The sequence below is a fragment of the Nostoc flagelliforme FACHB-838 genome, assembly GCF_014698065.1.
Lineage (GTDB): Bacteria > Cyanobacteriota > Cyanobacteriia > Cyanobacteriales > Nostocaceae > Nostoc > Nostoc flagelliforme_B.
The window spans coordinates 1-15,554 of sequence record NZ_JACJSI010000016.1 but is presented as its reverse complement, the minus strand read 5'-3'; the positions used below and the strand labels follow the sequence as shown (position 1 = coordinate 15,554).

Below are 15,554 nucleotides of genomic sequence, written 5' to 3'. Positions count from 1 at the left end.
TTGATTTTTTTATAGGTATTTTTGACTTATTTTTCTTTTGTACTTACTTGTTGAAAGAGACGTGCATATCCTCAAGCTACTATATACAAAGACTTTTCTACTTGTACACAAAGTTTAAATAGAATTACTTTCTCATCAAAACCCTTCGGCTTGTTCTGTAGAACCCACTTCTAGCAAGAATCGCTAGAAAAGCGAACGCACCTAACCCAAACCAATTTTCCGGCTCAGGAACAGATTGTACCCCTAAAGAGGCAGAGTAAGAAAGCTCATCAGTATCAGGATCATTTTTTAAAGGTATGCTGTAACTTGCTTCAATAGTTTTCAATCCCTCTTGCGTCCAGGGGATGGAAAAGATGCCGTCTTTATTCACATCTTCTATTGATTGCCCCAAATATTCCACTAAAACATCTTTTATTGGCGCTCCGTCAAATAAAACCTGAACCTCAAGATTTTCTCCTGTTGCAACCTTAAAGGGATTTTCTAAAGGAACAATTTCGAGTTGAAGACCTAATGGCTCCTTTATCGCATCAGACCAGCTATAGAGGCTTTTGGGGTAATTAAAAGAGCGAAAGGCTTGAGTGTATTCGGTTGTTGCTTCTTTTTTAGAGATGTTTAGATACTGATTATCCGGGGTGACAACGTAGAAGCCTCGGTCTACGAAGGCGGATAGTGCTGCAACGTCTTTGTTGGGAATGATAGATATTCCATTTGAAAAATTCTTGATTTCAATAGGGACAACAGCTTTGGTTAGATCGTAAGCTGTGAGTTCCTTAACACTTGCCGGAGCATAGGGAATTACTGACTCTTCCCCCTCCTCTGGATGACCGAACAATAGCGGGATATCTTCGCCCTGATTGCCAAAGTAGAGAGAGTGAGCTACAGCAGGCTGAACCATTATCGGTAAAATGGTAATAGTCAAAAGCAACTCTCTTAGCCGGATTGTTATCATTTTGCTTCTCGCTAATGTGTCGTTTTCGCATTGCTTTCGATACAGTTTTTTTGCACCAAAAATAACTTTATTCAAGCATGACAGCGCCGGAAATAATTTGTTAATAAAGATAAAATCTCTTAGGAGCAGCGATAGTGTAACTATTACTACTTACAAGGTCTTTTTCCTTAATATCTGCCCTTGTCAATTTCTGAGCTAAGTTATTAAGTAAAACTTTGCCGTTATCGGTCAAAAAATACAATGCCCCCCTTGGGCATTTACTAAGTTGTTTTTCCACGAATCAAAAAGATTTTGTACTTATGCTTGTCTGTAAATTGGTTGTCAAAAGAGGCAAGGGGCAGGGGGAAAAACTGAGACGGAGCTTGTACTTTGCCCCAGTTCAAGCAGACAAAGAAGGACAGGGCTTCTCAACTCTTGGAGAGGCTCCGCCCTAAGCGTACTCCTAGGTCGAAGCAAGCGGGAGCGTAGCGTCTCTAAGAGTTGCTTATGCTCGCAGGCTTTACGAGACGCACTCGCGATCGTACCCGTGTTTCGCTTTGCTTCACGCTCTTGGGAAGGGCTTGCTCCCCCAAGCTTTTAGCTCCCTTCCCCCTGCCTCTTTGGTGAAACATCTAAAAATGAACAAGAGAATACTGCAAAATTTCAATTGCTACTTTATATATTTTTTATAAAAAGTCCTGTTTCTATTTATGTAGATTTTCTTAAATCTCAAATATTACGATAATTAACATATATAGTTAACCACCCGTGCTAATTGATAGGCTTTATAATTAGCCAATCGCGTAAGCCATCGAACCTTTGAATATCGCAAGCTTTACTGATGTAGGTAGGCTATTGGATCGCCCAACTTTTCAAGTCAATACTTTAAGGTGATTTATGAACAAAGGCGAATTAGTGGATACCGTAGCAGCAAAGACCAACATCACAAAAAAGCAAACCGATGAAATCATCAGTGCTTTTTTGTCAGTCGTTACCCAGGCTGTAGCCAATGGGGAGAAGATAACGCTCGTTGGGTTTGGGTCATTTGAGCGACGTGAGCGTTCAGAGCGTGAAGGGCGTAATCCTAAAACCAATGAGGTAATCATCATTCCAGCTACTAGAGTTCCTGTGTTTTCTCCTGGAAAACAGTTTCGGGAAAAAGTAGCACCTTAACCTATACAGATGTATTTACTTTACCAGTATCAATCTAATCATTATAAAGCTACGTAAGCTACTGAGTACTGTCGCTTACAAAATGTATGATCTCACGTTGGCTGGCGATATGGAAATATCGAAGGTTATCGGTTGTTGTACTACTGTTGGATTAAGGGCAATGGATAGCGTGGGTTGCTGTCGGGGAAGCATTAGAGGGATTGCTGGGGAGCTAAAATGAGTTGTCTAGTTTAATCGCGTAGGCGCAGCCCGCCGTAGGCATCGCTTCCTCAATCGCCTTAATGTTTTCAACTCCGTACTTTGGCAATGGATGCTGATGTATATCAAAATGCTGCCGATGCTTTTTTAAGAAACGATAAAAACTTACTTGACCAGAGTACCTATTTTGTGTGAAAGTATTTTATCCTTTCTTGATAATGTCTTAATAATTATTGGTTTTAATGAGCTGCAACTTCATCCTCTAAAATAGATTTTACGTCCTCACTATTATTTAGAAAAATACATTCTTTGCTTCATCATCTCTTAAATTAAAAGCCAGTGGTAGTCCCATGTTAAAGAACATATTAAGTGATTGATATTAGAGAAGTAGTTGCTAAATCAAATTTTTCTAATATCTATTATGAATAAAAAATGGGCTGCTAAACGACTTACAATCAATCTTACCTCCAGTGAAGCAGAGAAGCTGGAAAAATACTGCTTAATGACTGGCAGACCAGCAACTGATGTAATCCGGGAATTAATTCGTTCTCTGACTACTGAAGATAAAGAGTAAAAACCTAGAATTAAAGAAAAGCAGATTTTAGATGTTGACTGTGGTATCGGCGGCAGTAGCCGGATTTTTAGCGCGAGATTATGGGTTTGCTGTCATAGGGATTACTATCAGCCCTATTCAGGTGAAACGCGCCCAGGAATTAACACTCTTTGGGCTAAACGCCCAGTTTGCGGTCGATGATGCAATGGCATTGTCGTTTCCAGATGCCAGTTTTGATGTCGTTTGGTCTATTGAAGCAGGCCCCACATGCCAGAAAAAACCGTTTTTGCTAGAGAATTAATGCGGGTGCTAAAGCCTGGTGGAGTGTTGGTTGTAGCTGACTGAAATCAGAGGGATGAACGCCAAAAACCGCTAAATTTTTGGGAGAAACGAGTAATGCGGCAACTCCTCAATCAGTGGTCTCATCCAGCTTTTTCCAGCATTGAGGTACTTACGGCAGACTGGACGCAAGAAACCCTTCTTTCTTGGTTCGATTCGATTTGGCAAGGAGTGGCTCTACCAAAGGGATTAGTGCGTTTTGGGCTGTCTGGTTTCATCAAGATGACCCCAGAAATAAACATCCAAGATTGCTAACAAGCTTTTATCGCCACCAATAGCAATTGGTTACAACGCTTGGATCGGTTATTGAGGATGAGTACGTAGTATCGTAACTTGCAGTACCTATTCTCGGTAGTTAAGTATGCCTGGCGAAACATTTAAAGCGTTTGTGCAACAAATTGATATGTATGGAGCTTTAATAGTATAGAAGGAAGAACATCTTCGTATAACCACTGCTGGAATGGCACAGCAATAGGACTGTCTAAGCGTCCAAAATAATACGGCCCTGGTTCATAGATTTCTAGCCAAGCTTGAAAATCTAGAGTCAATAGAGGGTGTGATAGTTGAGTTATTATCCAGACGTGATTATATGGACTAAAGTCAGCAACAAGCGTGCGAAAGTTATGAACCTGTGGTTTACCCCTATCTAATGGCTCTTAAGTTCTAAAGCTATGAGTTGAACTTAATTACCTTATCAGTTTGGTTTCATTTCTCTTGCTAGTTTCTAACAATATTAGGTTAACTTTATACACAACCGTAAAGGAGTGGTACAATAACAGCAACTATTTAATCTTACACAAAGTTTAGATTGCCGCAGCAGTAGAGTTACTAAATATACCACAAATTCCTAATACACAAAATAAAAAGTTAAAAATAACACTTAAACCAATCATGTTTAACTGAGAACAATGCAATGAGAGGATATTAGCGGAAGATGCTTTAAATAAATCATTAGCATTTAAAAATAACTCAAATAGTTTCTAAGTAGTTCCGAAACTGTATGTTGCAATAATATCAACTTTAAGAATTATTATTTGATGTGTGTAAGCTTCTATGGTCAAGCGATCGCTCCAAGCATCACTCGCCGGAATTGAACAAGCTAAAAAAACGTTTGCTCAGAAGGGGTGGACACAAGACAATTTGGCTTTTGAAGTCAACTTAAAGACCCGCCAACCAATTTGGCGGTTTTTTAGTGGGCGTTCGGTTGACCGTCATATCTTTATAGAAATTTGCTCTGTGTTGTCGTTGAATTGGCGGGAAATTGCGGCTAATCCTCCAGAAGAATCAAGCGAATCAAAAGAACTTGCTGCTGCTGAATTTTTAGATATTGATGCTCTAGTACAACAAGTGCGATCGCAACGCTTTGACAAAATTCAAGACCAGTGCGGCACTTTGCAGTTATTAGATGTTAGTCGCCCCGTTAGAATCGACGACATTTACATAGATGTCAACATTTTGGAGGAGATTGCAAGCTCTCAGTGGTTAGAGTTTGCTGACTTGCAAAAGTTTACATCAAAAGAATTTGATCGCTTTGGTTTAGGTGAAGTATCCCAAATACAAATCGCGGGGATAACGGCAGTTCAAACTTACTCAAAGCTACGGGTGTTGGGTAAACCGGGAGCAGGTAAAACCACTTTTTTACAACATCTGGCGATTCAATGCAACCGAGGTAGATTTGCTGCAAATCGGGTTGCCATTTTTGTCACCTTAAGAGATTTTGCCGACGAAACGAGAGTTGCAGGAGAGTTCAATTTACTCAACTATATTTGCAAAGAATTCCTTACCTGTGAGATTGCAGATCCATCTGTGCTAGAAACTTTGTTGTTATCAGGCAGAGTGTTGCTGTTGCTGGATGGATTAGATGAAGTGCTTCATCAAGAAAGAAAGAGTGTCGCCAATGAGATTCGCAGATTCTCTGAAAAGTATCAAAAGAATATATTTGTCGTCACCTGCCGCACGGCGGCTAAAGCTTTCAACCTTAGACGCTTTACAGATGTAGAAATTGCCCCATTTAGTCAAGACCAAATTGTTGCTTTTGCTCAGAAGTGGTTTACAGCACTTACAAAAACGAACATCCAGAATAAACAAGAACAGGCAATTAAGTTTATTAAGAAACTAGATTTACCTGAAAACTTACAATTTCGTAGACTTGCCGTCTCCCCCTTGTTTTTACATCTCGCCTGCTGGGTTTTTCATCACCAAAACAAATTCCCAAACCAAAAAATTGCGTTTTATAAGCAATGTTTAGACCTCCTCCTGGGCAAATGGGATGAAACTAAAGCAATTGAACGGGATGAAGTGTACGAAGGTTTCTTATTATCAGAAAATCTGAAGTTGCTGAGTCAGGTTGCTAGCGTGACATTTGACCAGGGTAATTACTTTTTTAAACAACGCATTGTTGAACAATACATTAGCGATTATATCTGTGATTTACCTAATGCTTCGACGGAACCAGAGGAATTGCAATTAGATAGTGAAGAGGTACTTCAGGCGATAGAGTTACAACATGGATTACTAGCAGAACGAGTGCGGGGAATTTTCTCCTTTTCTTATTTGACGTTTCAAGAATACCTGACTGCTCGAAAAATCGTTGCTACTTATAATTTACAAGCATTAGAACAACCGTTAGAACGTCTGGTGAGTCATATTACTGAACCCAGGTGGCGCGAAATCTTTTTGTTAACGGTTGCCATGCTGCGGAGTGCAGATTTTTTAGTACTGTTGATGAAGCAAGAAGTTGATGCACTAGTGGCTGAAGATCCATATTTGCAAAAATTTTTAACTTGGGCAAGTCAAAAGTCCCTTGCCGCTCCCCCCCAGCCTGCTGCAATTTGCGCGTTTTACCTTGCTCTGGCTCGAACTCCTCACCTAATTTGGCACTTTGCTCTTGTCTGCATCCTTGATGAAGGTATTTTTTTGGATGCGGCATTAGATAACCTAGTAATGGAATGCACTATTGACTGCAAATCTAATTTTGCCGATGCCCATGCCTGCGATGATGCTTTGAGTTATACTTTAGCGATCGTTGAAGATGCTGGCTTACACCAAGCTTTACAACAACTTAAAGACCTACTGCCTGATCCAGAACAAGGTAGAGAAAGGTTTCAGACATGGTGGCACAGAAGTTATCCTGCCTGGATGGAACTGTTAAAAGCCACGATCGCCAAGCATCGAAATATTGAGCATCACTGGCACTTCAGCCCACAGCAACAGCAAGTATTACAACAATATTATGATGCCAATCAGTTGCTTATCGACTGCCTTAATAGCAACTGTGAGATCACAGACGTTGTGCGGCAGGAGATTGAAGCGAGTTTGTTGTTGCCGATAAAAGAACTTCAAAAGCGAGAATGGCAGGGATTGTGATCGGGTAGGGGAGCAGGGAGAGGGAAAGTCGTTTTGAAAGAGTGAAATTGGATAATTTATTTTTTAGAGTTCCCTAAAACGCTTTTATTCACTAAGAGAAAAAATCTATGCTTGGACACGACATTATTGTTATTGGCACTTCCGCAGGCGGACTCAAAGCACTGGGCGCAATCTTGGGTGCTGTGCCTGCTGATATTGATGCTGTCTTCTTCATTGTTCAGCACCTCGCAGCAGATAAACCCAGCATTCTCCCGCAAATACTTACAGATGTAGGCTCTCTTGAAGCATCTCACCCGGCAGATGGAGAGTCAATTAAAACCGGGCGAATCTATGTCGCACCGCCTGATTATCACCTGTTGGTTAATCAAGGCTCAATGCGTGTCGTGCGCGGACCTCAAGAAAACCGCTTTCGACCTGCGATCGATACGTTATTTCGTTCAGCTGCCCGCGCTTATGGTACAAGGGTGGTAGGTGTGGTACTCACTGGCTATCTTGATGATGGCACGGTGGGGTTGCAGGCAATTAAGAAACGGGGCGGAGTGGCGATCGTTCAAGACCCGAACGAAGCAGAATACCCCAGCATGGCAAAGAGCGCCTTGCGCTATGTGAACGTCGATTACTGCCTGCCGCTTGCAGAAATCCCAGACCTACTAGTGAAGTTATCAAAAGAACCCGCCGCCAAGGAGGAGGCATATCCCGTGACCGAAGAGATCGAAATTGAATCCAAGATTGCTGAACAGCAGATGAATACCCAGGAGTTTTTAAAGAATGTAGAAGCGATCGGGACTAGAACGACTTACACCTGCCCTGAATGCAACGGCAGCATTTGGCAAATTGGCAAAGAACAGCCGTTGCGGTTTCGCTGTCACACGGGGCATTCCTTTACAGCTAATGTGTTCCTGGCAGAGCAAACTCAGAATCTCGAAAATGCGCTGTGGTCGGCTGTGCGGGTAATGGAAGAAAAGGTTACATTCTCCCGTCAAATGGCAGAACAGATGAGAAATTCCAATTTAACTAGTGCCGCAACAAAATTTGAGGATCATGCAATGAATTTGGATAAAGAGGTGTCCTTAGTTCGAGGCATAATTCTCAAGGGCTTTGCCACGAAACGAACTATTGCAGCAATAGAGGAAGATCGCGCTGAGTGCTGAGTGCTGTTAGCGGAAGCAGGGCGTTTAGTCCGTGCTAAGTAAAAAAACCGTTTAATTCAAGGTTTTGAGCAACCAACACTGTCCTAAACTATTTAAGAAGTAAAAGTTAAAAAGATAATCCCCATAAATAAATTAAGGGGAAATGATTAAGTCCGTATTATTTCTTGCGCTACGCCACGACGCTCGTTCGCTCTTAGCGTCTCCCTTTGGGAGAAGACTCGCTAACGCTGCGCTATCGAAATAAATGTTTTTATTTCGTTCCATAAATAAATTTAGGGGCTTCTCTACAAGATGCTACGCGAACAAACCATTTTTCTTTTTCTTTATGAGTACCTTTTTACTTTTGCCTTGTTCGGTGACTACGGCTATAGTAAGTCTTTCCCCTCTGCCCCTTTACTCCTCTGCCTCTTGTACCCAATGCTCAATGTCCTTTCATTTCACTGCAATGACTCTAGTTACAGAAATTTCTGGTGGATTCAATGGGAACTTGGACAGGTGTAGATGAGCCTTTCAACCACAGCAGCACTGCGGGAGTTACACCCAGCAACAAGCCTAGCAACACGGGTACAAAGAATCCAGCTGTTAAGCTCATGACTGTAGCGAAACCAAAGTTACTTAAATAAACTGCAAAAGGTATATTAAGTTGCGATCGCTCCCAGTCAATTGGATTATTTCTCCACAACAGTGCAGTCACAGTCATAAATACTGAGCTAGTACCCAGCCACCCCGCAAAGTTTTGGTAAGGCATTCCAAAGAAGGGGCCTGGTTGTTGCCAATACCAAAAGGGTAGAGAAGTTTGACTCATTGCAGGATCGAGAACAAAATCCCAGGAGGTTAGTAATAAAGCACCCAAAGCGATCGCACTTATATGCCGCCACAAGTTGGGTTTTTTGTCCACTTCTAAACCTGTACGTGCCAGCAAGTAAGAAACAAATCCCAAATAAAACCACGACAAGGGAATTGTAAATGGGACTAAACCCGCAATCTTATAACCTAAACCGCTTAGGTAACTATAATGACCAAATGGAAAACCAGTACTGGTTCCTAGTAATTCACTTCCTAGAGAAATAAATACTGATGGCAACAGAAATGCTAAGGCGCGACCTAAACCCAAAATCCGCGTGGCATACAAGAAAACACCTGCCGCACCTAAAATCATATAAACTACACCACCTCCTGCCATACTCCATTGCATGGCAGTTTGTCCAACCTTGGATAAGTTGAAAATTACTTGGGCATTAGGTACAACCAGTAGTATTCCTACCAATCCAAATACCGTTGACACCAGATGACCAATGAGGCTTACGCGTTCAGCAATAACAAGTTGTCTCATGATAATTCCTTAATAAGATATGACACGCGGCTACTCGGCTGCTAAAAGTTCCAAATGTTTAAGAACATATTTAGAAAGTCATTGAATACAATCGAGCCTCAGTTAAGATTTGCAGGAGGCATTACCACTTTTTTGGCTCAAATCTTCCTTAAAAATGCTTGCGTGTTTGTATTTAAATCAACCCTGCACTAAGTCAGCTAGCGGATGAGAGGAATACTAGGTTGTAGCCTTGTCAAAAGCCTGTCGTCCGCAAATCTGCCTCGGTGAGGAGTATCATGGTTTCTGCACCAACTCTGCCAAAGTCAGGCTCTCGCCCTAATGCCATCTCAATAAGATACGTCCATGTGCCAGATTCAGGTGTGTAGCTGCGTACAATCCCTTCTCCACCAACAAAGCTCACCCATTGGGTATTGCTAAACTTTGGCATTTTCATGAAGGTTGCAGTCATGCGTAAAACTCCTCAATTCATAGTTGATACTTTCTGTTTTAATAAAATAAATTAAATATGTTTTGTATCTATTTAAGTAAAGATATTAAACATCATCTATAACTTGAGAATGTTTTAGGTGGAAATTATACAACTTATACGTAATTCAAACGTTTATTCAAACATTTGATATGGCAATCCTAAATTATTAGTGAAAAATTAGATCCCCGACTTCTCAAAGAAGTCGGAGATCTGAACACCGCACATTTTTTACTTTTTCATAATTAAAATTAGTTGCTCTGTACCTCAATTACGAATTACGTTAACGTAGCGGGGCGTAGCCCATTACGAATTACGAATTATCTGTGCCTCGTCCACTCAAATTTGCAATCATCAATACTAATTGAGTAAGCTCAATCGGTTTAGCTAGATGCGTTTGGAAACCAGCATCGATTGCCCTTTGCCGCTCTTGTTCGGTGGCATAGGCAGTGATTGCTGCTGCTGGAATTTGTCCCCCAGCTTCAGCTTCAAGCGCTCTCACCTGACGAATCAGGGAGAAACCATCCTCCTCTGGCATCCCAATATCTGCTAAAAGCACATCATATTTGCCAGGAGATTCAGTTAAAGCAGCGATCGCTTCCCTTGTCGATGTCACAATTACTACTTCAGCCCCAAACTCTTCTAACATCCACTTTAATAAGTCGCGGCTATCCTTTTGATCGTCTACAGCCAAGATGCATAACCCTTCAAGGGTAAGGGGTGGATTTTTACCATCAAATGTGTCCAGAGTCTCTGATAAAAGGCTCGGCTCTAAATAAGTTGGCGATGTAATCTCCGGTGGCATTAAGCGCAGAGGCAGCCTGACAACGATCGTGGTTCCTAGTCCCTCACCTGGGCTTTGCGCTTGAACTGTTCCACCGTGAAGTTCTATCAGATGACGGACGATTGACAAGCCTAATCCAAGTCCCTGAGTTGTTTTGCTGCTGCTGGAATCTCCTTGGCGGAAGCGATCGAAAATGTATGGCAGCAAGTCTGCCCGGATGCCAATTCCTGTGTCGCTGACTCGAAGTTCAGCGTGAGTAGATACAGCTTCGAGCATAATTCCCACTCGCCCACCGGCTGGAGTGAACTTAATGGCGTTAGAAAGCAAATTCCAGAGAACTTGCTGTAAACGGTCAAAATCTCCGACAACCGTCGCTGAGTTCAACTGTGAAACAATTTCAATGCTTTTCGCCTCTGCGGAAAATTCGATAGACTCAATGGCGGCATTCACTACTGAAACTAGATCGATTAGACGAGTATTTAAATGAAGCTTGCCACTCGTAATTCGGGAGACATCGAGCATATCATCGATTAACTGACCTTGCACCTTAGCACTCCGCTCCACCACTGACCAGGCACGAATGACTGCTTCTGAATCTAAATTGCGGGTGCGGAAAAGTTGCGCCCAGCCCAGTATAGTATTAAGCGGGTTACGAAGTTCATGGGAGAGGTTCGACAGGAATTCATCTTTGGCTCGGTTGGCAATTTCCGCCTGTTGACGGGCTGACTGCTCCTGTGCTAGAAGCTTAGATCGCTCTAACTCTAACTGTTTGCGATTGCTAATATCTTCAATCGCCAGCAAAATCATTTGAGCCTCTCCCTGTTCAATAATTTTCCAACCATTGAGCAGCATGGTTTTCTCCCCAATCCGCTCAAAACTATGCTCTACTTCCCAGTTGTTAATACTGGTATTGTTGGCGAGAATGTCTTCTAAGAGCGATCGCAGTCCGGGCAAGTTCCATTGACCGTTCCCTAGTTCAAAAATCAGAGATTGGGCTGTCTCTGATGGTGAAACCTGAAATGTTTCATAAAACGAGCGATTGGCTTTGTTCACCCGGAAATCAGAATCAAGGACGATTAACGGCACTTGTACCGTCTCCACAATCCCTTCAGCGTAATTTCGGGCTTGTTCTAAGGTTGCGGCACTGCGTTTAAGAACATCAATATCTATTAACACCAACACTACACCGTCAATCTTGTTTTCTGTAGTGCGATAAGGACGAATGCGGAGGTTGTACCAATGTCCCCCCAGAGTTTGGACTTCTAATTCTTTGATGCTAAGTGTCTCAAGAACCTCCAAAATTAGAGTTTCTAACTCAGGAACATCGAGATTTGCTCTGATGTCGCTCAAAGGTCGTCCAGCATCGGCGGGAATCAAATTGAAAAGTCGCTGCGCCATTGGCGTAAAACGTCGAATGCGTAAGTCCAAAGTCAATATCAAAATGGGAATATTGATACTGGCAAGCAAATTCGTCAGATCGTTGTTGACTTGGTGTAATTCCTGATTTCGACTACGAAGTTCTTCATTAGTGGTGTTGAGTTCTTCGTTGGTTGCCTGAATTTCTTCTTTGGCAGTTTCTAGCTCCTCATTGGTGCTTTGCAACTCTTCATTACTGGAGAGGATTTCTTCATTGGCAACTTTCAGGTCTTGATTGATATGCTCCTGCTCTTGGATCACCGCTTGTAGATATTCTTGAGTTGCAGTCCGCTCTTGGATGGCGGTTGCAATTTCTTGCCTTAGCTGAACAATCTCCTGCGCTAAATCTGACTGCTCTTCGCTCTCAGGATTTACTGTGCTGGGGTTGTTAATTGTGGGTGGGGCTGATTCAAATAAAACCAGAAAGTAGAGTTCTTCGCCAGTCCCAGGGTTGAATGGAATCACCTCAAGATTGATGATTTTTGCAAGATCGCCCTCTTCAATTTGTAACCCTTCTCTTCTAACTAGAATTTTTTGCCGTTGTGCCTGATAAATTGTTGCCCGTAGCTCGATGAGCAAGCCTTGGCGCACCATTTTGAATAAGTTAAGACTCGGTTTCCCCGGTACAAGTTTGAGGTAGAGATCGATTTCTCCCCGAAATTGCAGCACGTCCATCTTGTCGTTGATCGTCACACCCACTGGGGCATAGCGATTCAAGATTAGTTGGTCAGTTTTTTTCTCTAAATCAAACTCATCCGATGGATTCTCATTCTTCTGCTTTGATTCGTCCACTTTTACTACCGGATAATTGCTGGTAATGAACGAAAAAGTTGGACGAATTGCAGTTATCTTTTTGGCATAAATTTTATACTTTTTGTCAATTACAGTAAACAAGTCCGAATATTTACCTGTGCTTTCTGAAGTCCCTAGCAGCAAGAAGCCAGTCGGATTAAGACTGTAATGAAAGATGGGCAGTATCCGTTTTTGCAACGTTTCGTCCAAATAAATCAGTACATTCCGGCAGCTAATTAAATCTAAGTTAGAAAAAGGGGGATCGCTGCCCAAGTCTTGCCTAGCAAACACACACAGTTCGCGGACAGCTTTGTTAATTTGATATCCACCGCCCTCAAGGGCATTAAAAAATCTGCGGCGGCTCTCTGATGAGACTTCCACCATTTGATTCTCTGCATAAATACCCGTTCTCGCTTTGTCAATCGCTATTTCGCTGATGTCTGTGGCAAAAATTTGGATCGGCGGCGAGGTTAGTTTATTTGACAAAAACTCCAGCAAGGAGATAGCGATGGAATACACTTCTTCACCCGTCGAACACCCAGCTACCCAAATCCGAATCGGCAACTCTGCTGATTTGTTTTCGATGATGGAAGGAAAGACTCGCTCTTTCAACAGTTCAAATGCTTCGGGATCGCGGAAAAAATGGGTTACATGGATCAGAATTTCTTCATAGAGCGCCTTGACTTCACCCGGATTATTTTGCAAATACTCGGCATAATCCTCCAAGCGTTCTAGTTTATACAACAGCATTCGCCGCTGGATTCGGCGATCGAGGGTGTTGGGCTTGTAGTGGCTGAAGTCAACGCCAGTTTGCGATCGCAATAATACAAATATAGTCGCTAGGGCATCCCCCTGTTCGGCCAACTTCTCAACCGCGATTGGTGGCAAAGAGTTAGAAATAAAAGGATTGCGACTAAGGTTTACCAGTTCCTGGGCAATTTTTCGCGGCGGTAGCACAAAATCCACATTCCCGGTGGCAACAGCAGTATTGGGCATACTATCGAATTTTGCCGTGTCTTCACACTGAGCAAAAGTCACGCCTCCAGCTGCCTTGATTGCCTTCAGCCCTAGTGAACCGTCTCCATCTGCTCCAGATAAAACTACTGCGATCGCTTTGTACCCTCGATCTGCTGCCAATGAAGTAAAGAACGCATCAGCAGGCATATATTTACCATGAACTTTCTCTCGCGGCGTGAGTTGCAACACCCCACTAGACAACATCATCTTAGTGTTAGGCGGAATAATGTAGACGTTATTAGGTTCCACAGTCACGCCGTCTCGCACTTCATTGACGGGCATTTTAGTTGTTCTTCCTAGAATCTCGCTCAACAGACTCTTGTGGTTAGGATCTAAGTGTTGAATCAGTACAAATGCCATCCCTGTATCGGTAAGCAAATGCTTAAGTACCTGCGTAAATGCCTCTAATCCACCCGCAGAGGCGGCAATGCCAACGATGGGAAATAAAGCATTTGCAATGTCTTGCTGCTCTATGTCAAACGCTTCATTAACGGTAAATTCAGATACGAGTTGCTCAGAGGGTTGATCGGATGTCATAGGATCAGGTTCAGTACCGCAATGCTTTGGTGGCTAAGGTTTATATTTTAGGTTGGTTTACCAAATAAAAACAGGAGGAAGGAAAGTGAAATATACTTATCCGAATTGTACTGCTATATCATTACTTATCAAAATTTATACTACTATATTTAAGACATTAATTAGAGCTAGCTAGCATCAGCGCAAATGAAGATTATTGGCAATTACTAAAATGCCAAGCACAGCAACAAAATCGTTAATAACTACAGGTTTAGCAAAGCATAGACTAAACCCAGCTAAGAGAGAACGTTGATAGATATCTTCAGTTACAGCGCCTGTCAGAGCGATCGCTGGCACTGCTTTGCCTCGCTCTCCCGTAAGTGTTCTTACTTGCTGAATCAGAGTATAACCATCCTCCTTTGATGAGGAAATATCATTCAAGAGGACATCAGGTTGCCATTGAACAAATATTTCCAGAGCTTGCTCTCCTAAAAATGCCGCTTGCACCTTCACACCATAGGATTGCAACATCGCTGTTAAATAATTGCAAAAATTGACATCATTATCCACAAGGAGTACTCGCAGCCCTTGAAGAAATGAAGGATGAGTAGGAAATCTATTATTTATAAGCATCATAGTTTCAAAATTGAGGTTTTATTGAGCTTTGCAATGTCCTTAAGCTGTACATTTATTGTGCTTGTTTGAAGTTCAATAAATATCTCATCAGTAGATACAAAAATAGCAGAGACAATGTTTTTAAATTACTCTTAATTATAATCAGCGTTAAAAACTAATGAAAAAATCAGCATTTATCGTTTGCTTTAGTTTCCCAAACTCAAATGGATATCTAAAACGGGCTATGCTCACCCTAAAGCTGTGTCAACAAGTAGTTATTAATACGACTATATAACTCGTATTTGATTTTTGAAAAAATCAGTACACATCTATATCCTTCCTTTTTTATTCCCTCGCCAATCAAGTAAATTCAATAATTAAATCGAATTTCGATAGTTGATTTACTAAACATAAACTTTATCAATAGGGTTTAGCCTAACATCCTATTGTTAGAGTTGATGTTTGAATAGATGTTTTAATAGCGTATATCTTGTATAAAATGTATATTTTATTAAAATTTTTCTGATATAGAAACATTTAAATTATTTAGATGAGCGATAACTTATTCCTGAAGGGGTAGGGCAACGCATCTAAATATTAAAGATTTATAATCAAGGTGGAATTCCCAAACACTCCACCAGACAGGAATTCTCGGAAATTAGGAATGGCAGTCATGAAGTAATTTTTCGATTACTAAGCGGATTAAATCTGGTGGGATACCGTCTAATTTCAACTCAGTTTTGATAAACTCATCGATTGAAGTTGCTGTAGTTTTCTGCAAAAGTGCCAACATCTGTTAAGAGGTTGTTTTAAAAGTGTTTGGCTGTGCTTTTAAGTACTTCTAGATCCCCCCTAACCCCCCTTAAAAAGGGGGGAACAGGAATCAAAGTCCCCCTTTTTAAGGGGG

At 41.8% G+C, this 15,554-nt stretch carries 9 protein-coding genes and 1 pseudogene; 5 read left to right on the top strand and 5 right to left on the bottom strand.

Annotation, left to right across the window (positions count from 1 at the left end; translation table 11 throughout):
* Positions 1-124 precede the first annotated feature (124 nt).
* On the bottom strand, positions 125-919 hold the full coding sequence (locus H6G97_RS10875) for a DUF4198 domain-containing protein (protein WP_190940629.1): 795 nt from the start codon (positions 917-919) through the stop codon (positions 125-127).
* 906 nt (positions 920-1,825) lie between these two features.
* Between H6G97_RS10875 and H6G97_RS10870 the strand changes: the two genes are divergently transcribed.
* The 5 genes and pseudogenes from H6G97_RS10870 to H6G97_RS10850 all read left to right on the top strand — a co-directional run bounded on the left by H6G97_RS10870 (position 1,826) and on the right by H6G97_RS10850 (position 7,708).
* A complete protein-coding gene (locus H6G97_RS10870) occupies positions 1,826-2,101 on the top strand; it encodes an HU family DNA-binding protein (RefSeq protein ID WP_190940628.1) in 276 nt (91 codons plus the stop codon).
* 619 nt (positions 2,102-2,720) lie between these two features.
* Positions 2,721-2,873 carry a ribbon-helix-helix protein, CopG family gene (locus H6G97_RS10865; protein ID WP_190940627.1) on the top strand — a complete coding sequence of 51 codons (153 nt, stop codon included), beginning with the start codon at positions 2,721-2,723 and terminating at the stop codon, positions 2,871-2,873.
* Between the two features lie 24 nt (positions 2,874-2,897).
* A pseudogene (locus H6G97_RS10860) lies at positions 2,898-3,428 on the top strand (methyltransferase domain-containing protein); the annotation flags it as partial.
* An 816-nt stretch (positions 3,429-4,244) separates the two neighbouring features.
* Positions 4,245-6,557, top strand: a complete 2,313-nt coding sequence (locus tag H6G97_RS10855) for an NACHT domain-containing protein (RefSeq protein WP_190940626.1) — start codon at positions 4,245-4,247, stop codon at positions 6,555-6,557.
* Positions 6,558-6,664: 107 nt separating this feature from the next.
* On the top strand, positions 6,665-7,708 hold the full coding sequence (locus H6G97_RS10850; protein ID WP_190940625.1) for a chemotaxis protein CheB: 1,044 nt from the start codon (positions 6,665-6,667) through the stop codon (positions 7,706-7,708).
* Positions 7,709-8,159: 451 nt separating this feature from the next.
* Here H6G97_RS10850 and cruF read toward each other — a convergent pair whose 3' ends face one another.
* From cruF to H6G97_RS10830, 4 genes are all read right to left on the bottom strand, one after another.
* Complete coding sequence (cruF, locus tag H6G97_RS10845; protein WP_190940624.1) at positions 8,160-9,041, bottom strand: gamma-carotene 1'-hydroxylase CruF; 882 nt, start codon at positions 9,039-9,041, stop codon at positions 8,160-8,162.
* 232 nt (positions 9,042-9,273) lie between these two features.
* Positions 9,274-9,489: a hypothetical protein gene (locus H6G97_RS10840; protein WP_190940623.1), complete on the bottom strand. Its 216-nt coding sequence runs from the start codon at positions 9,487-9,489 to the stop codon at positions 9,274-9,276.
* Between the two features lie 331 nt (positions 9,490-9,820).
* Positions 9,821-14,053, bottom strand: a complete 4,233-nt coding sequence (locus H6G97_RS10835) for a chemotaxis protein CheB (protein WP_190940622.1) — start codon at positions 14,051-14,053, stop codon at positions 9,821-9,823.
* Between the two features lie 177 nt (positions 14,054-14,230).
* Positions 14,231-14,602: a response regulator gene (locus tag H6G97_RS10830; RefSeq protein ID WP_190940621.1), complete on the bottom strand. Its 372-nt coding sequence runs from the start codon at positions 14,600-14,602 to the stop codon at positions 14,231-14,233.
* Between the last annotated feature and the right edge of the window lie 952 nt (positions 14,603-15,554).